This is a genomic window from Faecalibacter sp. (genome assembly GCF_057177045.1).
In genome coordinates this window covers 33,247-53,914 of sequence record NZ_CM169987.1, presented here as the reverse complement: position 1 = coordinate 53,914, position 20,668 = coordinate 33,247, and the positions used below count along the sequence as shown (strand labels likewise).

At 33.6% G+C, this 20,668-nt stretch carries 21 protein-coding genes; 10 read left to right on the top strand and 11 right to left on the bottom strand.

What is annotated here, in order from left to right; all coding sequences use genetic code 11:
• Positions 1-12 precede the first annotated feature (12 nt).
• Complete coding sequence (gene aspS / locus AC1QSP_RS00250) at positions 13-1,773, top strand: aspartate--tRNA ligase (protein WP_484079251.1); 1,761 nt, start codon at positions 13-15, stop codon at positions 1,771-1,773.
• A gap of 314 nt (positions 1,774-2,087) precedes the next feature.
• The gene (locus AC1QSP_RS00245; protein WP_484079250.1) at positions 2,088-4,286 is read left to right on the top strand and encodes a S8 family peptidase; all 2,199 of its coding nucleotides are present in this window, start codon (positions 2,088-2,090) and stop codon (positions 4,284-4,286) included.
• 38 nt (positions 4,287-4,324) lie between these two features.
• Here the strand turns inward: AC1QSP_RS00245 and AC1QSP_RS00240 are convergent, their stop codons facing one another.
• The gene (locus AC1QSP_RS00240; protein WP_484079249.1) at positions 4,325-4,786 is read right to left on the bottom strand and encodes a c-type cytochrome; all 462 of its coding nucleotides are present in this window, start codon (positions 4,784-4,786) and stop codon (positions 4,325-4,327) included.
• Positions 4,787-4,907: 121 nt separating this feature from the next.
• On the opposite strand from AC1QSP_RS00240, the gene AC1QSP_RS00235 reads away from it, so the two are divergent.
• A complete protein-coding gene (locus AC1QSP_RS00235) occupies positions 4,908-5,261 on the top strand; it encodes a hypothetical protein (RefSeq protein ID WP_484079248.1) in 354 nt (117 codons plus the stop codon).
• Between the two features lie 62 nt (positions 5,262-5,323).
• Positions 5,324-5,989: a hypothetical protein gene (locus AC1QSP_RS00230; RefSeq protein WP_484079247.1), complete on the top strand. Its 666-nt coding sequence runs from the start codon at positions 5,324-5,326 to the stop codon at positions 5,987-5,989.
• A 37-nt stretch (positions 5,990-6,026) separates the two neighbouring features.
• Here AC1QSP_RS00230 and AC1QSP_RS00225 read toward each other — a convergent pair whose 3' ends face one another.
• The 5 genes from AC1QSP_RS00225 to AC1QSP_RS00205 all read right to left on the bottom strand — a co-directional run bounded on the left by AC1QSP_RS00225 (position 6,027) and on the right by AC1QSP_RS00205 (position 10,366).
• Positions 6,027-6,584, bottom strand: coding sequence for a biliverdin-producing heme oxygenase (locus AC1QSP_RS00225; protein ID WP_484079246.1), 558 nt, complete (start codon positions 6,582-6,584; stop codon positions 6,027-6,029).
• Positions 6,585-6,687: 103 nt separating this feature from the next.
• Positions 6,688-8,850: a S46 family peptidase gene (locus AC1QSP_RS00220; RefSeq protein ID WP_484079245.1), complete on the bottom strand. Its 2,163-nt coding sequence runs from the start codon at positions 8,848-8,850 to the stop codon at positions 6,688-6,690.
• A 199-nt stretch (positions 8,851-9,049) separates the two neighbouring features.
• Positions 9,050-9,580, bottom strand: coding sequence for an adenine phosphoribosyltransferase (locus AC1QSP_RS00215; RefSeq protein WP_322970529.1), 531 nt, complete (start codon positions 9,578-9,580; stop codon positions 9,050-9,052).
• A 51-nt stretch (positions 9,581-9,631) separates the two neighbouring features.
• Positions 9,632-10,042 carry an acyl-CoA thioesterase gene (locus AC1QSP_RS00210; protein WP_322970530.1) on the bottom strand — a complete coding sequence of 137 codons (411 nt, stop codon included), beginning with the start codon at positions 10,040-10,042 and terminating at the stop codon, positions 9,632-9,634.
• A gap of 60 nt (positions 10,043-10,102) precedes the next feature.
• Positions 10,103-10,366 (bottom strand): hypothetical protein, encoded by a 264-nt coding sequence (locus tag AC1QSP_RS00205; protein WP_322970531.1) that lies wholly within the window; start codon positions 10,364-10,366, stop codon positions 10,103-10,105.
• Positions 10,367-10,608: 242 nt separating this feature from the next.
• Here AC1QSP_RS00205 and dnaA point away from each other — a divergent pair, with 242 nt between their 5' ends.
• From dnaA to AC1QSP_RS00190, 3 genes are read left to right on the top strand one after another with little or no spacing between them, the layout of a single operon-like run.
• Positions 10,609-12,036 carry a chromosomal replication initiator protein DnaA gene (gene dnaA / locus AC1QSP_RS00200; RefSeq protein WP_323674060.1) on the top strand — a complete coding sequence of 476 codons (1,428 nt, stop codon included), beginning with the start codon at positions 10,609-10,611 and terminating at the stop codon, positions 12,034-12,036.
• Positions 12,037-12,062: 26 nt separating this feature from the next.
• Positions 12,063-12,509 carry a low molecular weight protein-tyrosine-phosphatase gene (locus AC1QSP_RS00195; RefSeq protein WP_322970533.1) on the top strand — a complete coding sequence of 149 codons (447 nt, stop codon included), beginning with the start codon at positions 12,063-12,065 and terminating at the stop codon, positions 12,507-12,509.
• Between the two features lie 8 nt (positions 12,510-12,517).
• Positions 12,518-13,225, top strand: coding sequence for an SAM-dependent methyltransferase (locus AC1QSP_RS00190; RefSeq protein ID WP_484079244.1), 708 nt, complete (start codon positions 12,518-12,520; stop codon positions 13,223-13,225).
• Here the strand turns inward: AC1QSP_RS00190 and AC1QSP_RS00185 are convergent.
• On the bottom strand, positions 13,222-13,866 hold the full coding sequence (locus AC1QSP_RS00185) for a SanA/YdcF family protein (RefSeq protein WP_484079243.1): 645 nt from the start codon (positions 13,864-13,866) through the stop codon (positions 13,222-13,224). The genes AC1QSP_RS00190 and AC1QSP_RS00185 overlap by 4 nt on opposite strands.
• Before the next feature lie 106 nt (positions 13,867-13,972).
• On the opposite strand from AC1QSP_RS00185, the gene AC1QSP_RS00180 reads away from it, so the two are divergent.
• The 3 genes from AC1QSP_RS00180 (at position 13,973) to AC1QSP_RS00170 (ending at position 15,524) form a co-directional block, all read left to right on the top strand.
• Positions 13,973-14,764 carry a HipA family kinase gene (locus AC1QSP_RS00180; protein ID WP_484079242.1) on the top strand — a complete coding sequence of 264 codons (792 nt, stop codon included), beginning with the start codon at positions 13,973-13,975 and terminating at the stop codon, positions 14,762-14,764.
• Positions 14,742-15,125: a DUF3037 domain-containing protein gene (locus AC1QSP_RS00175; protein ID WP_322970538.1), complete on the top strand. Its 384-nt coding sequence runs from the start codon at positions 14,742-14,744 to the stop codon at positions 15,123-15,125. Before AC1QSP_RS00180 ends, AC1QSP_RS00175 begins: the two co-directional genes overlap by 23 nt.
• A 72-nt stretch (positions 15,126-15,197) precedes the next feature.
• Positions 15,198-15,524, top strand: a complete 327-nt coding sequence (locus AC1QSP_RS00170) for a single-stranded DNA-binding protein (protein WP_484079241.1) — start codon at positions 15,198-15,200, stop codon at positions 15,522-15,524.
• A 60-nt stretch (positions 15,525-15,584) separates the two neighbouring features.
• On the opposite strand, the gene AC1QSP_RS00165 is transcribed toward AC1QSP_RS00170, so the two are convergent.
• The 4 genes from AC1QSP_RS00165 to sufB all read right to left on the bottom strand — a co-directional run bounded on the left by AC1QSP_RS00165 (position 15,585) and on the right by sufB (position 20,667).
• Entirely contained in the window at positions 15,585-16,808 is a 1,224-nt protein-coding gene (locus AC1QSP_RS00165) for an aminotransferase class V-fold PLP-dependent enzyme (RefSeq protein ID WP_484079240.1), read from the bottom strand.
• 135 nt (positions 16,809-16,943) lie between these two features.
• Complete coding sequence (gene sufD / locus AC1QSP_RS00160; protein ID WP_484079239.1) at positions 16,944-18,263, bottom strand: Fe-S cluster assembly protein SufD; 1,320 nt, start codon at positions 18,261-18,263, stop codon at positions 16,944-16,946.
• 78 nt (positions 18,264-18,341) lie between these two features.
• Complete coding sequence (sufC, locus tag AC1QSP_RS00155) at positions 18,342-19,097, bottom strand: Fe-S cluster assembly ATPase SufC (RefSeq protein WP_484079238.1); 756 nt, start codon at positions 19,095-19,097, stop codon at positions 18,342-18,344.
• A 112-nt stretch (positions 19,098-19,209) separates the two neighbouring features.
• Positions 19,210-20,667 (bottom strand): Fe-S cluster assembly protein SufB, encoded by a 1,458-nt coding sequence (gene sufB, locus AC1QSP_RS00150; RefSeq protein ID WP_322970543.1) that lies wholly within the window; start codon positions 20,665-20,667, stop codon positions 19,210-19,212.
• Position 20,668 lies beyond the last annotated feature (1 nt).

Genomic DNA, 20,668 nt, shown 5'->3' with positions numbered 1-20,668 from the left:
ATTTTACGACAGATGTTTAGATCACATACTTGTGGAGAATTAACACAAGCCAACATTAATGAAAAAGTTACGTTAAGCGGATGGGTTTCAACGTTACGTGATAAAGGTTTTATGATGTGGATTGATTTACGTGACCGTTACGGAATCACGCAAATTATCTTAGATGAAGAACGTTCTTCGAAAGAATTATTTGAAACTGCTCGTTCATTAGGACGTGAGTACGTGATTCAAGTAACAGGTACAGTAATCGAAAGAGCTTCTAAAAACCCAAACATTCCGACAGGAGATATCGAGATTTTAGCAGAAAACATTACAATTTTAAATGAATCTGCCTTACCTCCATTCACAATCGAAGACAATACAGATGGTGGTGAAGATATCCGTATGAAATATCGTTACTTAGATATTCGTCGTAATCCTGTAAAAGATAAATTAATCTTCCGTTCAAAAGTTGCTCAGGAAGTCCGTAAATATTTAGACGCACAAGAATTCGTAGAAGTTGAAACACCAGTTTTAATTAAATCTACACCAGAAGGTGCACGCGATTTCGTGGTTCCATCTCGTATGAATCCAGGAGAATTCTATGCATTACCACAATCACCACAAACATTCAAACAATTATTAATGGTCGGTGGTTTAGACCGTTACTTCCAAATTGTAAAATGTTTCCGTGACGAAGATTTACGTGCAGACCGTCAACCAGAGTTTACACAAATTGACTGTGAAATGTCGTTTGTTGAACAAGAAGACATCATGAACGTTTTTGAAGGTTTAGCTAAACACTTATTACACACGTTTAAAGGATTAGAATTTGGAGATTTCCCACGTATGACATTTGCTGATGCAATGCGCCGTTATGGAAATGACAAACCAGATATCCGTTTCGGAATGGAATTCGGAGAGATTACTGATTTAGCGAAAGGTAAAGATTTCAAAATCTTCGACGAGCAAGAATTAATCGTTGGTATCGCTGCAGAAGGATGTAACTCTTATACACGTAAAGAAATCGATAAATTAATCGAATGGGTTCAACGTCCACAAATTGGTGCGACAGGTTTAGTTTGGGCACGTTATAACGAAGACGGAACATTTAAATCTTCTGTAGATAAATTCTACTCTCAAGAAGATTTAGCAGCGTGGGCAGAGCGTATGAACGCAAAACCAGGTGATTTAATGTTAGTAATGTCAGGTAACACAAACAAAGTACGTGCACAATTATCTGCTTTACGTATGGAATTAGCTGAGCGTTTAGGATTACGTAATCCTGAAATTTTTGCTCCATTATGGGTGGTAGATTTCCCTTTATTAGAGTGGGATGAAGAATCTGAAAGATACCACGCAATGCACCACCCATTTACTTCTCCTAAACCAGAAGATATGGAATTAATTGATACTAATCCAGGTGAAGTTCGTGCTAATGCTTACGATTTAGTTTTAAATGGTAATGAAATCGGAGGAGGTTCTATCCGAATTTTTGATAAAAATATTCAAGCAAGAATGTTCGAATTATTAGGATTTACTCCAGAACAAGCTGAAGCGCAATTTGGATTCTTAATGAATGCTTTCAAATATGGTGCGCCACCTCATGGAGGTTTAGCATTCGGATTTGACCGTTTTGTATCCATCTTAGATGGTTCTGAAACGATTCGTGATTACATCGCATTCCCTAAAAACAATTCAGGTCGTGATGTCATGATTGATGCTCCATCTCCAATTGATGACGCACAAAAACAAGAATTATTTATTGCTTCTACTTTCACAGGAAAAGAATAATACTTCAAACTTTATAAATTCTACAAGCCACTCCTTCGAGTGGCTTTTTTCTTGTTTTAACTTTTAATTTATAATTCACATTCTGTATGAATGCCCCCTTTCTAATGATAAGATCTATTTCTTCATAAATAGAATCAAAATTTCATTCACTACAAAATCAACAATAAATTATTCAAATTAGATAATAGTCCAAATAATAATATCTTATGTTTTATTAAAATCAGAAATTTCTTCATTTTAAATGTTAAAATTACCTTAATGATATTTTAATTTTTATAGCTTAGTAAGACCATAAACGAATTAACAATAACATTATGAAGAAAATTTATTTACTCTTACCATTAGTATTTACAGCTTTTGTAAATGCACAAACTACTCAAGACGTTCAAAACCATTTAGAAATTCAGAAGAACGTTATCCTGCAAAAACAGCGAACTTTAAAGACGCCTTCTGTTATTACTTTAAATCATGCAGAAGAAAAAGTAATCAAAGAATATTTAGCTACTAAAGGGATTCAATTATCACCTCAGCAATATGTTGAACAACAAAATAGTTTGCAAAACAAAACACTTTCTGGATTCTTAGGAAATGTTCCTGTATACGACCAATTACATGATTTAAAAGCCAATAAAGCAGCAAATGTTGATTTCTTATACAATGGACTAATCGAAGGACAAGGTGCTCCTATTACAGGAAATGGAATTAACATTACTATTGTTGATGGTGGAAGTATTATCCCACATCAAGAATTTAATAATATCCCAAATCGAATTGAATTAGTAGATTTTGGTGAAAATATTGAAGGTTCGACAAGTACAGTAACCTATCATTCACATGCGTTGAATGTTTCAGGAATTATGGGAGCGAGTGGTATTGATGCTGCAGCTAAAGGTGTTTTGGCCGAGTCAAAATTCAAAAGTTATTCATTTAATACGACGCAAGAATCTGGAAATTATTTCGAAAAAACATTTGCGTCAGATTATAAATTATCTAACCATTCCTATGGTGTAAATACAGGATGGGCAATGGATATTTATAGTTTATTATTAGGTATCATTTCTTATCCGTTACCAATTGAGCCTTTAACTGATGCTACAAAAACATATTCTGGTACTTATTATTCCTCTGATTACAATTGGGATTATATCGTTGATGCAGATCCATCACATATTATCGTAAAAGCGGCAGGAAATAGTTTTGGTGAAAGTGTAGCAACAATAACTTCTAGCCCAAGGTCTTTTATCGGTATCGATGTCGATGGTAACCAATACGAGAAAGCAATTGGTACTGTTAATGACTCTGTTACAATTACTTTGGCAAGTTTACCAAGCGGTAACTGTGAAGGTAACAAACCATGTATTGACTACGGAAGTTTAGCTAAAAATATCATTACAGTAGGAGCAATTGAACAATACATTGACGCAAATGACAACCGCTATGTTGGTCCAAATCAGGTACAATATGCGAATTATTCTTCAGCAGGTCCACGTAAAGATGGTGCAATTAAGCCTGATATTGCAGCTGTTGGTTCTAATCATAGAGTAGCGAATGGTACAAATCCAAACACGATTAACTCATATGGAACTAACTCAGGTACATCATTCTCTTCACCAATGGTTACTGGTGTTATTGGTGCATTAACACAATTACAACGTAACTTATTAAATGATGAAACCTTTGGATTTAGAGGGGATGAAGCAAAAAACTTAATTACGCATACAGCAGATGAATCAGGATTATTCCCAGGACCAGATGTATTTGCAGGTTGGGGTGTAATCAATGCAAAAACAGCAGCAGAAATTTTAATTGATGTAAACAATGAAGAAGCTATTTTCGAAACTTTTGAATTTGAAAATGGAACTACACGAACGTATGAAGTATATGGAAAAGCTGATACCCCATTAAAAGCTTCTATTTCTTGGATTGATCCTGCAGCTGATTTTGTTCCTGATACAGAAACTTTTTGGACAGACTTTGTGAACGACACATCGAACAAATTAGTTAATGATTTTGACTTACGCATAATCGATACAGAGACAAACGAAGTATACTTCCCTTGGAAATTAGATCCTAATGCGCCACGTGCTGCAGCATTAAAAGGTGACAATACGGTTGACAATGTGGAGCAAGTATTACTTGAAAATCCAGTTGCAGATCGCCGTTATGTAGTACAAATTTCACACAAAGGAAATTTAGTAAATCACGAAAGAGCAATTGAAAACAGATTTATCAATGTTTTAGTTTCTGGATACAATGTTGCCCCATTAAGTACTTCGGACGTAAATAATACTCAAGTATCAGTTTACCCTACTAAAACTAAAGGAGCGATCACTATAGCTAATGCAGAAAGTAAAGCTTTAGTAGAAGTGTATTCAATGAATGGACAAAAAGTAAAAACTGAAAAATTATCAAGCACAAATCAAATTGATTTATCGAACTTAGCCCAAGGTATTTACATTATCAAAGTAAAATCAGAAGGAAAAGAAATATCGAAAAAAATCGTAAAATACTAAGAAAAAGAAAGCCACTCAATCGAGTGGCTTTTTTTATTTTATTTTGCTTGTGTCTGTTGAGGTAAATTAATTTTACCTGGCTCTTTTAATTCTAAATCCTCAATTTTCTTAGGTTTAACACTTCCTTGGTGACATGTAAAACAAGAAACTTTTGCTTTATCTGTTTCGTCGTAATTGAAATGTTTTTCATTCAAATCTTTCGTCATCGTAATCATGTGACGCGCAAATTCTTTTTCTTTTTTTGCGTCTGAAGCAAAATCCATTTTTCCTTCAGCATTTGGTGCATGACAGTGATTACATTTTACACCTAAAGCCGCATTATATCCTCGCATCATCCCTTTCAAGTCTTCTTCAGAAATATCTTGAGGTAAAACCTTTAAATTTTCCCATTGCGATTCCACTTTCGCAATTTCTTTTCCTTGATCCACTTTTGCACTTGTAGCTGATGCACAGCTCACTATAACGGCAACAAAAGCACCTAATATTGCTATTTTTTTCATATTCTACAACTTCAATTGGATGTTCAATTTACAGCATATTTTATTTTTTTAGGGAATGATTTTAAAAATATCCTGTAGTTTAAACAAATTCTGAATTATTTTATAGAAATTGCATAGCATTATGGAAAGAAGAGAGAAAATTTTATTATTATTTGATCAGTTTCGTAAGCACAAAAAATGGAATAGTTTTTATTTAAAAAGTATTCAATCATTAATTCATAGCCTACTATTACCTCCTGGCGAAGTGATTGAATGTTCAATTGACGAATTAAGTCAAAACGAAGAATTTTGTTTACCCCTCTTCATTTCTCGAGACGATTTATTTTACCCTTCCATCGTAGAAACATTTAAAAATTCTTTACAAAATCAAACAGTTGCCATTTTGAATTTTAATGCAGAACAAGATGTCGATAACTTAGCCATCTGTTATTTACATAAAAATCAATTGACCTATTTGGAAATATTTAAATTATAAAAGTTGAATTGCTTATACGATTTCATCATTTTTAAAGTTATATAGGTATTATATTTTTAAAAATGAATAAACTAATAATCACTACTTTTCTTTTCTTGTTCTCTATCATTTCTGTATTTGGACAAGAAGAAGAACCAACGAAAATCAACGAAGAAAAAGCGAAAAAAGAAATTGTAAAAGCTTTCGAAACCTATAAAAAAGGGATTCTATCAGGAGATTCAAAAACGGCAATCGCTCAATTGGATAAAAATTCCATCAATTATTATCAAGAAGTATTAGATATCAGTTTACGTGCCGATTCAGCTCAAATTAATCAATTGGAAGTATTGGATAAACTAATTGTATTATCTGTAAAGCATAAAGTTCCAAAAGAGGAATTAATTAAAATGAATGGTTTACAATTATTAAATTATTCAATTGATAATGGCTTAATTGGAAATAAAAATACCATCAATGAAATTGAAATTGGTGAAGTTGATATTAATGGTGAAATTGCTTATGGTCAATTCATTGTAAAAAAACAAAAAACTCCATTATATTTTGGTTTTACATATGATCAATCACAATGGCGTTTAGATATTACTTCCGTTTTCGAACCTACCGGTTTTGCCATTCGAAAATTAGTTGAGATGCAAAACAAATCAGCAAATGAAGTGATCATTACAATGATTGAATCAACTACTCCCGGAAAAAAAGTTTCAAAAGATATTTGGAAACCTTTATTATAACGCACAAAAAAAGAGGATTATAAATAATCCTCTTTTTTTATGCTGCAGCTATTAAATATGTATAGGCTTTTATTGCTCCATCCAAAGCGGATTGTTTTTCCTCTTCTGTGGTTAGTTTTTCATTCATATAAGCAACAAAAGTTTTCCATACCGGACCAATATAGCTTCCATAGTGTCCAAAATAATGAAATCCAGCTTTCTCTAAATCTGGATATTTCTTCAGCTGTTTCGCAATCACCATTCCTCCAAGCATCGATCCTTCAATCACATATAATGCTCCTAAGGCTTCTGCTCGATTCATTAATGGCACAATGGGTGATAATTCATAAGGATTTAATTGTAATTCGATTAAATCTTTTTCGATTAACTCTAATTTATTAAAATTAATTTCATTTAAAAGATTTAAATCCTCTTCATTTAATAAGGTATGAATCTCTCCTTCATAAGCTTTAATGAATTGATGATTCACCAATAGCATTTTATAGTAATTTTCTTGTGTAAACGAACCATCAAACAAACGTTTGGATTCGAGTCTAGCTTCGATCTCGTCGTGGTATTGTGCTGTATTTGTTTTTAATAAATCTGTGACTTGCATTGTATCTGAATTGAAGTATAAATTTATGGAAATATCAATAGTAGACTGCTAAAAAAAGGCCCTTAGTTTCCTAAAGACCTTTAAAATTATGTTATAATCGCGATTATTCTACAATTGTTAATTCATCGATAATATTTGTAGCACCAGCGTATTTATCTACTACCCATAATACGTAACGAATATCTACTGAAATTGTACGTTGTAATTTTGGATCGAAGATTACATCACCAGCCATTGCTTCAATATTACCATCGAATGCTACACCAATTAATTCTCCTTTACCATTTAAAACAGGTGAACCTGAGTTACCACCTGTAATATCATTGTTGGATAAGAAGTTGATTGGCATATATCCATTTTTATCTGCATAACGTCCATAATCTTTTGCTGCAGCTAATTCTAATAAACGTTTTGGATTCTCAAACTCAGCATCACCTGCTTTGTGTTTCGCAACCACACCTTCCATTGTTGTGTAGAAGTTTGCAGGAGCATCTGGTTGACGATTTGGATTTAAGCTTTTTGGTAACGCTTGAATTGAACCATAAGTTAAACGTAATGTAGAGTTCGCATCTGGATATAAAATATCACCGATTTTAGACTCACGTAAACCTTTCACTAATAAACGGAAGTTTTTCGCATATACTTCTTCTAATTGTGCTTGCTCTTCTGTTTTTTGAGCTTGTCTTTCTACTAATGCAGAAGATAAAACGAATAAAGGATCTTTCTTTAACACCTCAACATCTGGAGAAATTAAGAAATTCTTTACTTGTGCAGCATCTGCAAAGAAAGAACGAGATACTGCATCTTCAACGTAAGCATTGAAGTTGTTTCCATTTTGTTTTGCTAAGTCAGCAACATAAGGCGCTAATCCCGCTTCAGCTGCTTTAGAAGCATATAAATTTAATTGAGCAGCTAATACATCTTTCTCTAATGGTAAGTACATTTTACCATAGATCGCTTCGATCATTTCCTCAATTCGTGGCATCATTTCAGCACGTTTCGCCTCGTTTGCAGCTGCATAATTTTCAATTGCTTTACCTAAACGGTAAGGAGCTGAAGCTAAAGCAGCAGAACGCATTAAAATTGCTAAATAATTATTATGACGCGCATCTAAATTCGTTTTTGCATAATAATCATTTAAATTCTTGATGACATCACCATATTCTGCCTTATTGGCTTTTTTATTCGCCCATTTGTTGAATTTAGCTTCTAATTTCGATTTTTTAGCAACAGTTTGGTGCTCTTTTAAAGCTACAATCATTCCGTCACGGTTTTTCCAGTAATTTGCTAAACCTGCATATTTAGAAGCGTAATCAATATTTACTTTTTGAATTTGCTCTTGGTATTTTTTGATTTGATCCATACCAACTTTTGAAGCCTCTACCCATGCTGGGTAAGCATAATCGATGTTTTGAGCAACACCTTGCGCTGGCATCCAACGGTTTGTACGACCTGGGTAACCTAAAATCATTGCAAAATCATTTAACTTATATCCTTTTAAAGAAATTGGTAAATGATGTTTTGGTTTTAACGGAACATTCTCTTTTGAATATTTTGCTGGATTTCCATCTTTATCTGCATATACACGGAACATTGAGAAATCACCTGTATGACGTGGCCATTCCCAGTTGTCTGTATCTCCACCGAAACGTCCAATCATATCTGGAGGTGTACCAACTAAACGTACATCTTCGTAATCTTGGTAAACGAAGTAGTAATATTCATTGCCTTGAAAGAATGAACGTACTGAAACCACATATTTCCCATTTTCGCTATTTTCTTTTTCAATTTTAGCGATTTCTTGGTTGATGATTCTTTCACGTTCAGCTTCTGACATTTTATTGTTTACTTTTCCTAAAATGCGTTGAGACACATCGTCCATACGTACGAAGAAACGTACTTTTAGATTATCAGGCTTTAATTCTTCAGATTTGTTTTTCGCCCAAAATCCGTGCGTTAAATAATCATTTTCAGGTGTAGATAATTGAGCAATATTTCCATATCCACAGTGGTGGTTTGTTAAAACTAGCCCTTGATCAGAAATAATTTCTGCTGTACATCCACCTCCGAATTGAACAATTGCATCTTTCAATGAATTATTGTTGATGCTATAAATTTCTTCAGCCGTTAACTGTAAACCTTGTTTTTGCATATCGCGATGGTTCAAACGTTCAATGAACATTAAAAACCACATTCCCTCATCTGCCTTCAGCTTCATTGGGAATAACAATACTGCAACTAGTGTTGATAGTAATAGTTTTTTCATTTTTTAATTCTTAATTCGGCGCTAAAATACATTAGTATTTATATAAGTCCTAAAAAACCTATTAAAAACCCTTAATTTCTACGGATTTAAATAATTTTAGAACATATTTTTATTAATGATAAATTGATTTTTTAAATTAAATCCAAGAAAAAAGGATTTACGCTATGAGTAAATCCTTTTTTATTACTTATTCTAAATTTTAATAGGTTGTCAAAGAAACAATATCATTTGTAAATGAATTTAACTTCTCTACACCATTTAAAAATTCTAAATTAACGATAAAAGAAAATTGTGTGACTTTACCACCACATTTTTCTACCAATTTAGCACATGCTTCTGCTGTACCTCCTGTGGCTAACACATCATCATGAACTAACACACGCATACCTTCCTTAATATACGTCTCATTTACTTCGATAGTTGCTTGCCCATATTCTAAATCATATGATTGAGAAACTGTTGGAGGAGGTAATTTCCCTGCTTTACGTACTAAAATAAAAGGAACCCCTAATTTTTGTGCAATTTGAATTCCATATAGAAAACCTCTACTTTCTATACCACATACGGCATCAATTTTACCTTTTGCTTCTTCCACAAAAGCATCGACAATGGCGTTGGATAATTTTGCATCCAAAAACAAAGGCGTTATATCTTTATATTGAATTCCTGGCTGAGGAAAGTCAGCTACATTCGCAATGGTTTGGTCTATACGCTCTCTTAGAGTTGACATAAATTTTACTATGTTTTGTTAAAGTTCAAAGTTAAATAAAAATTATGATCCTTATTCTTCAGGAAATCCTAAACTTTCCCACATTTCATTTGGAATTCGAATTGGACGTTTCGTCTTCGCATCGATACAGCATAGAGTCGTATATCCTTCATTAATTAATTTCTCTTGTTCATTATAAATTTTATAATCCACTTTAATTCGAACACCATTCAAACGTTCGTATACAATAGCTTCAATAGTGATTAATTCATCATACAACGCACTCCCTATAAATTTACAATGCATATCCAAAATAGGCATCTGTATCCCTTGTTTCTCTAATTCGGCATAAGGATATCCAACAGAACGCATCATCTCTGCACGTCCGATTTCATAGAATTCAGCATAATTCCCATGGTACACCACTCCCATTTGATCTGTCTTTGCATAAGTCACACGGTGTTTTATACGAAATGTTTTCATGGTTGTAAAAGTATAAACAAAAAAAAGACTATTTCCTCATCTATCATGTAAAGAAATAGTCTATTCTGTAATTTTTTTATAATCCATCCAACTAAATGTCGGAGACGAAGTATCTACTAATGATTCTTTTGCAAAATCGTAGTATATTTGCAATAATGTTGTGAAAGTTGGATTTGCAATTTGATAAATAAATACTCGAACTGTTGATTCGTTTTCTAACTCTTCAATGTTCTTTAATGTAAATTGGTTCTGAATCCCGATATCTTTAATATGCGATTCAATCTTTACTGTAGCTTGGTCTAATTGTTCTTGTGAAAGTATCATAATGACAAATTTAATTCAAGTTTTTTTACTTTTCAAATCAAACTAATTTTAAACGGGATAAAGCTTTAAACAATAACCGTTTTGAGAATTAACATTATACAAACTATTTTCTAATTTATCAATACACAAAGTGTTTTTTTTATTCAAAATTTGTTCACAATTTTGTGTTCTATCGTTAAGTTTCGGTAGTTATTGATAATCAATGTTTTAATTTTTTAAATCATCATTTTTTGGACTCAAGTATGACAATTACTGCTAATTCTGTTTGGGATAACTGTTTAAAATACATCAAAGATAATATTCCTCATGATGCATTTGATACATGGTTTTTACCTATTCGTCCAGCAAAAATTAACGGCAACATCTTAACGATACAAGTGCCAAGTAAATTTTTCTACGAATGGTTGGAAGAACACTATATCAAGATTTTAAAAAGTGCGCTTCAACGTGAGTTAGGTAGTGATGCGAAATTAGTGTATAGTATTTTGATGGATCAGAAGTCTCAAGGACGTGACCCATACACTGTACGTATTCCAAGTTCAGGAAAAGAAAAACCTCAACCCCAAGAGGTTGAAACACCGATGCAAATCGATCGCAGTAAATTGATGAATCCTTTTGTTATCCCGGGGCTTCAGAAATTAAAAATTGATTCTCAATTAAATCCAAATTATACATTCGATAATTTTATTGAAGGTGAATCTAATCGTTTGGCTCGTGCGGCTGGTCGTGCCATTGCAAAACGTCCAGGAGGAACTTCTTTTAACCCACTTTTCATATATGGAAGTGTTGGTTTAGGAAAAACTCACTTAGTGCATGCCATTGGTCTTGAAGTAAAAGAATTACATCCTGATAAAACGGTTTTATATGTTTCAACAGAAAAGTTTACTCAACAATTTATTGAAGCCGTTAAAAACAATAATCAGAATGATTTCATCCATTTCTATCAAATGATCGATGTCTTAATCATGGATGACATTCAATTCTTATCAGGGAAGGCGAAAACACAAGAAGTTTTCTTCCACATCTTCAACCATTTACATCAACGTGGTAACCAGATTATCTTAACTTCAGATAAATCGCCTGCAGATATTCAAGATATGGAACAGCGATTAATTTCTCGTTTCAAATGGGGATTATCAGCCGATTTACAAAATCCGGATTACACGACACGTTTACATATCTTAAAGCAAAAATTAGAAAAAGACGGTATTATTTTTCCAGATGAAGTAATGGATTACATTGCTCAAAATATTGATACCAATGTCCGTGAACTTGAAGGTTCATTGAACTCTATTATTGCACAAGCTACTTTAAATAAAAGAGAAATTACATTAGAATTAACAGCGCGTACTTTATCTAAATTAGTGCAGACAGCGCGTAAAGAGATTTCGATTGATTATATCCAAAAAACAGTATGCGAATACTTTAAAGTTTCTATTGATGATATTCAATCAAAAACTCGTAAACGTGATGTCGTGCAAGCGCGTCAATTAGCAATGTATTTTGCAAAACAATATACAAAAGCATCGTTAGCAAGTATCGGATCTCAAATCGGTAAACGTGACCACGCTACTGTATTACATGCTTGTAAGACTGTGAAAAACTTACAAGAAACGGATAAGACTTTCCGTGGATATATTGAAGATATCTCACGTAAAATCGCCGATTAATCGATTGAATTAAAAACTTTTTCATCATGAAAATTTTAATGGTTTGCTTAGGTAACATTTGTCGTTCACCTCTAGCAGAAGGAATCTTACAATCTAAAGTTGGAGACAAACATTTAGTAGATTCTGCAGGTACAGGTGATTGGCATGTCGGAGAACAACCTGATCGTCGCTCTATTGCAGTGGCAAAAAAACATGGGGTTGATATTTCTGATCAACGTGCCATGCATTTTAATCCTGTATTTTTTGAAGAATTCGACATCATCTTTGCGATGGACAAACAAAATTCGATTGATTTACAACAATTAGCGCGCTCTGAAGAGGAACGAGCTAAAATCAAATTGATTTTAAAAGAAGGTTTAGGTGAGGCATTAAATGTACCTGATCCCTATTATGATAATGATGAGGCCTTTGAGCATGTGTATCAATTATTAGACCGTGCTACAGATGGAATCATTGCCAAATACAATTTATAATCTACAAGATGTCAACTGCTAAAGTATATCTTATTCCTAGCTTATTAGGAACTAGCCCTCATGATCGTGTATTACCCGCGTATAATTTAGAAATTATTCGTTCAATCAATACATTTGTCGTGGAGAATGAAAAATCAGCCCGTAAATTCATCAAACAAGTTTGTCCTGAAAAAGTTCAAGCTGATTTAGAACTTTACATTTTAGATAAAGATACTGATGCTCATGAATTATTTGAGCTGGTTAAATTATTAGATCAAGGAAAAACAATCGGAATTATTTCTGAAGCTGGTTTACCTGCTGTTGCAGATCCAGGTGCTCAACTGGTAAAAGTAGCACAGGAAAAACGTATTCCCGTTGTTCCATTAGTTGGTCCCTCTTCTATTCTTTTGGCATTAATGGCTTCAGGAATGAATGGACAAAATTTTGCTTTCCATGGTTATTTACCTATCGATAAAAATGAGCGAAAAAAACGATTGGGCCAATTAGAAGCCGAAAGTGCTAAAACAGGGATTGCTCAAATCTTTATGGAAACCCCTTACCGAAACAATCAGATGATTGAAGATTTAACCCATATTTTACGTGGAGATACTAAAATCTGTGTTGCTTGTGATATTACATTAGAAACAGAAGATATTCGTACCCGCTCCATTAAGGATTGGAAAAAAGAATCTTACGATTTTCATAAACGACCTGCGATTTATGTAATGCAGGCTTAATGGATGGAATCTTTACTATCAACGAGTACTTCTGGTTGACGATCCTTAGAAAAATCTAGCATCGCTTTTATATTTGCAAAGACCTCTCTGAATTTATGTTCATTGAGGTTTTTATATTTCGAGCGATCCGCATTAAATCCAATACAATCTACCCCCATTAAAAGACCAAGAAAAGTAGCACGCGTCAAATGAAAATTTTGAGTAATGTAAATCACTTCATCAAATTGGAAAATATTCTTTACACGATATACTGTACTATACGTGTCTAAACCTCCTGTATCCAAATAAGTATGTTCAATTGGGACACCATTTGATAAGATGTATTTTTCCATGACATCGATTTCATTAAAATCCTCATTCAATCGTTCGCCTGATAAAATAATGACGTTAATTTTACCTTTAAAATACAAATCTAAAGCCGTATCCAATCGATCTTTTAAATAAACTCCAGGAGATCCATCCTTATTTAATTTTGCACCATATACCACACCTACTCGATATTTAGATGGGATTTTATAGGCATCATGATAAATATGTCGTGCCGTTAACATTTGCACACCATATGCAAATAAAGCAACACTAGCTATTCCAGCAATAAATAAAAGGGTGATACGAGAAATAAAAATTTTACCAATACGCATTGAAGTTTCTTTATACTAAACTCTACCACAAAGATGTAGTTTACACAAGAGATAACAAATTATAATATGCTAATTTTATACTAAATTTAACACATAATACAATTCTATGGAAAAACTTGAATTGAGAACCGTAATGGTTGAACGTTACCTCCTGCCTTTACGAGAAGGTGGTTCTCTTCCAGCTTTAGCAGATGCAGATGATGGATTTAAATATGTTTTAAAATTTAAAGGAGCTGGACATGGTCCACGCATGTTAATTTCTGAATTATTAGGTGGTGAAATAGCACGTCGATTAGGATTTAAAATTCCAGAATTGGTGTTTGCGTTATTGGATGTGGATTTTGGAAGAACGGAAGGTGATGAGGAAATTCAAGATTTATTAAAATTTAGCGAAGGAACCAATCTAGCATTACACTTTTTATCGGGCGCAATTAATTATGATCCTGCTGTAATGCCAGTTGATGATAAATTAGCTTCACAAATCGTTTGGCTTGATGCATTTATAACGAACGTAGACCGAACATACCGCAATACAAATATGCTTATGTGGCACAAAGAATTGTGGTTAATAGACCATGGCGCAGCATACTACTTTCATCATTCTTGGGATAATTGGGAAGCTTCTGCAAAAACAAAATTTCCACAAATCAAAGATCATGTTTTATTAAAAAATGCAACAAAATTAGAAGAAGTAGATACTGAATTTAGAGCCATTTTAACCAACGAATTTATTGATGAATTAGTAAATTTAATCCCTGATGAATGGTACGAAGCTGAAGCTTATCATATGTCTATTGCTGAAATGAGAGAAGCATATAAAGGATTCATTAAACTGAGAAGAGATCATTCTATTAACTTTATAAATGAAGCAAACGATGCCAGAAAAAATCTTATATGAATATTCAATCATACGATTTGTTCCTAAAGTTGAGCGTGAAGAATTTATAAATGTTGGTGTGATTGTTTTCTCGAAAAAAGAGAAATTCCTAAAAGTAAAATATTTTCTAAATGATCGTCGAATGAATGCATTTGCTCACGATTTTGACTTATGTTTTATTGATTCCAATTTAAAAGCGCTCAGTCAAATTGCTGAAGGAAGTAATCCATTTTCTGATGTCTCAAAATTTGAAATTCATGAGCGTTTTCGTTGGTTAACTGCAGTTCGCAGCTCATGCATCCAAACTTCACGCCCACATCCGGGTAAAACTTACAATTTGGAACGAATTTTGGAGCAGTTATATAAAGAATATGTAATTTAAATATTTAAATTACAATATTTTACAATTTATTTCTTAATTTCATGCGAACAAATAACCAATTTATTTATTGCCATGAGTACATTAAGAAACAGAGTTCAATTAGTTGGACGTGTTGGACAAGATCCGGAAATTAAAGTTTTAGAGAGCAACAAGAAATTAGCTCGATTGAGTTTAGCGACAAACGAAAGCTATTCCAATGCTAAAGGGGAAAAAGTAGAACAAACTACTTGGCACAATTTAGTCGTATGGGGTAATTTATCTAACATCGTTGAGCAGCACGTTACGAAAGGGAAGCAAATCGCTGTCGAGGGAAAATTGTCTTATAACGATTTTACAACGAAAGATGGTATTGTGAAACATGTAGCTGAGATAGTCGTCGATGAAATTGTATTGTTGTAATCCTCTAAAAAAGGAAATGGGAACCCAAAGGTTCCCATTTCTTATTTTGTTAATTTATTGTTATCCTAACATACGTATAGCGGTTTTTAAACCTTCAATAAAAATATCCACTTCTTCTTTCGTATTGTAGATTCCAAATGACGCGCGAACTGTTCCAGGAATACCAAAATGATGCATAATTGGTTGCGCACAGTGATGTCCTGTACGAACTGCAATTCCTTTTTTATCTAAGATCATTCCGACATCAGAAGAGTGTACACCTTCTAATTTCAAATTGAATGAAACAGCTCCTGAATGCTTCGCCTCTTTGGCATAAATCTCCACTTCTTCGAATTCAGATAAACGTTGGATCGTATATTCCACTAATTCATCTTCGTAAGCATGTATCGCATCAATTCCAATTGTATTGATAAAATCCACGGCAGCTCCTAAACCAATAATTCCAGCGACATCTGGTGTTCCAGCTTCAAATTTAAAAGGTAAACAAGCGTAGGTTGAGACTTCCATCGTTACATCTTTAATCATCTCTCCTCCTCCGTGGAATGGTGGTAATTGATTTAAGATTTCTTCTTTACCGTATAAAATTCCGATTCCAGTTGGTCCATACATTTTATGTCCTGAAAAGGCTAAGAAATCAGCATCTAATGCTTGTACATCAATTTTAGTATGTGGAACCGATTGTGCACCATCAATTAAAACCCATGCCCCTTTAGCGTGTGCTTTTTCGATAATGGTTTCAATAGGATTCACAACTCCTAATGCATTCGAAACTTGGTTCACACAAACTAATTTCGTTTTATCCGTCAATAAATCATCTAATTGATCAATGTCTAAAACTCCTTCAGCCGTTAATGGAATGTATTTTAATTTTGCTCCTGTTCGTTGCGTTACCAATTGCCAAGGCACAATATTCGAATGATGTTCAATTTCAGTAATGATAATCTCATCATCAACCGTTAACAATTGCCCAATTGTGTTAGCCACTAAGTTGATCGATTCTGTCGTTCCACGTGTGAAAATCACTTCATGGTCATGTTTTGCATTGATAAATGCTTGAATCTTACGACGGGATTCTTCCATTAAATCCGTTGCTTCTTGACTTAGCGTATGAATACCACGGTGAACATTGGCATTGTATTTTTCGTAATATTGATCTAAAATATCCAATACTACTTTTGGTTTTTGAGAAGTTGCTCCATTATCGAAATATACTAATGGTTTCCCATTCACTTCACGATTTAAAATTGGAAATTGACTTCTTATATGTTGAATATCTAATGACATTTCTGTTACTTTTTTAATGGTTCAAAGTTACTCGATTTAGTCTAAATAAAAAAGTAAGTACCCAAGAACTGAATACTTACTTTTAAATATTATAATGTTTAGAAAAAACTTATTCTAAAAACTTTTGGATTAGAATTAATTCAATTCGAAATCAATATCCACACCTAATTTAGCGGCGATCATATGATTCACAACATCTTGTACTTGCTCAATTTCTACACGTTGTAAAGCATCCGATGCAAAAGCGTATAATAATAATGCTTTGGCTTCTTTCTTAGGAATACCACGTTGTTGCATGTAGAATAAAGAATCTTCTGCTAATTGACCAACAGTACATCCGTGAGAACATTTTACGTCATCTGCAAAAATCTCTAACTGAGGTTTTGTGTTGATCGAAGCTGTATCAGATAATAATACGTTGTTATTTTGTTGGAACGCGTTTAATTTCTGTGCTTCTTTATGAACGTAAATTTTTCCGTTGAAAACACCTTCAGATTTACCGTCATAAATTCCTTTGTATAACTCGTGAGATTCACAGTTCGGGAAATTATGCTCAACAAATGTGTGGTGATCCACGTGTTGTTTGTTTTCAATCATTGTAATACCATCCATTACCGAATTACAGTTTTCTCCGTTTTGGAAGAAGTTTAAGTTGTTACGAACCACTTTCCCTCCAAATGCAAATGTAAACACGTGCGCACGAGAATCTCGCTCTTGGTTGATGTAGGTATTATCAATTAAAGAAGCATGATCGGTATCGTTTTGGAATTTGTATAAGTATAAATCAGCGTTTTTACCTACGTTAACTTCTGTTAATGCATTCGTTAAGTTTGCAGTTTCGTTTAAAGTCACGTGTTTTTCGATGATTTGTACTTTTGCTTGATCTCCAATTACCACTAAATTTCTTGGTTGTAATAAAGCTTCTTGCGTATTTCCAGTAGTGATGTATAATACTTCAATTGGTTTTTCTACGATTTTGTTTTTAGCAACTTGCACGAAGAATCCTTCTGTTGCATAAGCGTTATTTAAAGCCACGAAAGCTTCGTTTTTTAACGCAATTTTACCGTAGAATTGCGCTACAACTTCTTGATAAGAAGCATCCACTAAAACCTCGCTTAAAGGCTTAATTGTCACTTCTTCTGAAGCGATAGAAGATAATGCTGCATCAAATTTACCGTTTACGAAAACAACTTTGTTCGAATCTAAGTTGTTTACAAATAAACCATTGATTGTTTCAGCATCAACAGTTGCTTCTTCAGCATTTAAAGTATAATCAACTTTAACTAAAGGTGCAACATTTGTATATTTCCATTCTTCGTCTTTACGTTTTGGGAAACCTTCGTTATTGAAGATTTCAATCGCTTCCTTACGTAATCCATCAACAGTTGAATTCGTTTGGTTAGCTTCTAAAAACGCATGGTGACGAGAAACTAAATTTTCTTTTAAATCAATCATTTTAGATATTGTATTAATGTATTATGTAAGAAGTAAAAAGTACTTTGTACTTAATACATTTTACATTTTACAAAATGTTTAGATTCCTGCCTCTTCTTTAACCCAGTCGTACCCTTTTTCTTCTAATTCTAAAGCTAATTCTTTACCTCCAGATTTGATGATTTTTCCGTCCGCTAAAACGTGAACGAAATCAGGAACGATGTAGTCTAATAAACGTTGGTAGTGCGTAATAACTAAAACTCCGTTGTTTTCGTTTTTGAACGCGTTAACCCCTTCAGCAACGATACGTAAAGCATCGATATCTAATCCAGAATCTGTTTCATCTAAGATCGCTAATTTTGGGTTTAACATTAACATTTGGAAAATTTCATTACGTTTTTTCTCCCCTCCAGAGAAACCTTCGTTTAAAGAACGAGATAAGAAATCTTTTTTGATTCCTAATAAATCTGCTTTTTGACGAATTTCTTTTAACATTTCTGACGCACCCATTTCTTCTAAACCTTGCGCTTTACGCGTTTCGTTAATAGAAGTTTTGATGAAGTTTGTGACAGAAACACCAGGAATTTCGATTGGGTATTGGAAAGACATAAAAATACCTTTTTGTGCTCTTTCTTCTGGAGCTAACTCTAAGATAGATTTGTTGTCTAATTGGATATCACCTTCAGTTACTTCGTAATCTTCTCTACCTGTAATTACGTTAGATAAAGTTGATTTACCAGCACCATTAGGTCCCATGATGGCGTGAACCTCACCTGGATTGATTTGTAAGTTTAATCCTTTTAAAATTTCGCGCTCTTCGATACGAGCGTGTAAGTCTTGTATATTTAATAACATTTTTATTCAGATTTGAGATTTGAGATGTCAGATTTGAGAACTGACTAACTTTCAATCTATATATTATTGTTAAATTCTAACTACTAAGTTCTAATGACTAATCACTAAAGGATTACCCAACAGAACCTTCTAATGAGATTTCTAATAATTTTTTAGCCTCTACAGCAAACTCCATTGGTAATTTATCCAATACCTCGCGGCTGAAACCGTTTACAATTAAAGCAATTGCTTTTTCTGTATCGATACCACGTTGGTTACAATAGAATAATTGATCTTCACCAATTTTTGAAGTTGTCGCTTCGTGTTCTAATTGAGCAGTTTTGTTCTCAATTTCGATGTAAGGGAAAGTATGAGCACCACATTCGTTACCCATTAATAATGAATCACACTGAGAGAAATTACGTGCTCCTTCAGCACCTTTCATTACTTTCACTAAACCACGGTAAGAGTTTTGTGATTTACCAGCAGAAATACCTTTTGAAATAATAGTCGATTTGGTATTCTTACCGATATGAACCATTTTCGTTCCAGTATCTGCTTGTTGGTAATTGTTTGTTACAGCAATTGAGTAGAACTCACCAACTGAATTATCCCCTTTTAAGATACAAGATGGATATTTCCAAGTCACAGCAGAACCTGTTTCAACTTGCGTCCATGAAACTTTTGCGTTTTTCTCACAAACAGCACGTTTTGTTACGAAGTTGAATACACCTCCTTTTCCAGACTCATCACCAGGGAACCAGTTTTGAACTGTAGAATATTTAATTTCAGCGTCATCTAAAATGATCAACTCAACTACCGCAGCGTGTAATTGATTTTCATCACGCATTGGCGCTGTACATCCTTCTAAATAAGACACATAAGAACCTTCATCAGCGATTAATAATGTACGCTCGAATTGTCCTGTACCAGCAGAGTTGATACGGAAATACGTTGATAATTCCATTGGACAACGCACCCCTTTTGGAATATAACAGAACGATCCATCAGAGAAAACCGCTGAATTTAAAGCAGCATAGAAGTTATCTGTTGGTGGAACTACTTTACCGATGTATTTTTTCACTAATTCTGGGTGCTCCTTAATCGCCTCAGAAATTGAACAGAAAATAATTCCTTTTTCTGCTAATGTTTCACGGAAAGTTGTTTTAACGGATACAGAATCAAAAACCACATCGATAGCAACTCCAGTTAAACGTTTTTGTTCGTCTAATGAAATTCCTAATTTTTCGAATGTCTTTAATAATTCAGGATCAACTTCGTCTAAACTTGCTAATTCTTTCTTTGGTTTTGGAGCAGCATAATATTGAATCGCTTGAAAATCTGGTTTTTCGTAATTTACGTTTGCCCATTCAGGCTCTTCCATTTTTTCCCAAGCACGGAATGCTTCTAAACGCCATTCCGTCATCCATTCTGGCTCCTCTTTTTTTGCTGAAATAGCACGTACGATGTCTTCATTTAATCCAACTGGGAATTCTTCATATTCCATTTCAGTCGTCCAACCAAATTCATATTGCTTCTGGCTGGCAAGATCTTCACGTAGATCGTCTTCTGTATATTTTGTGTTACTCATT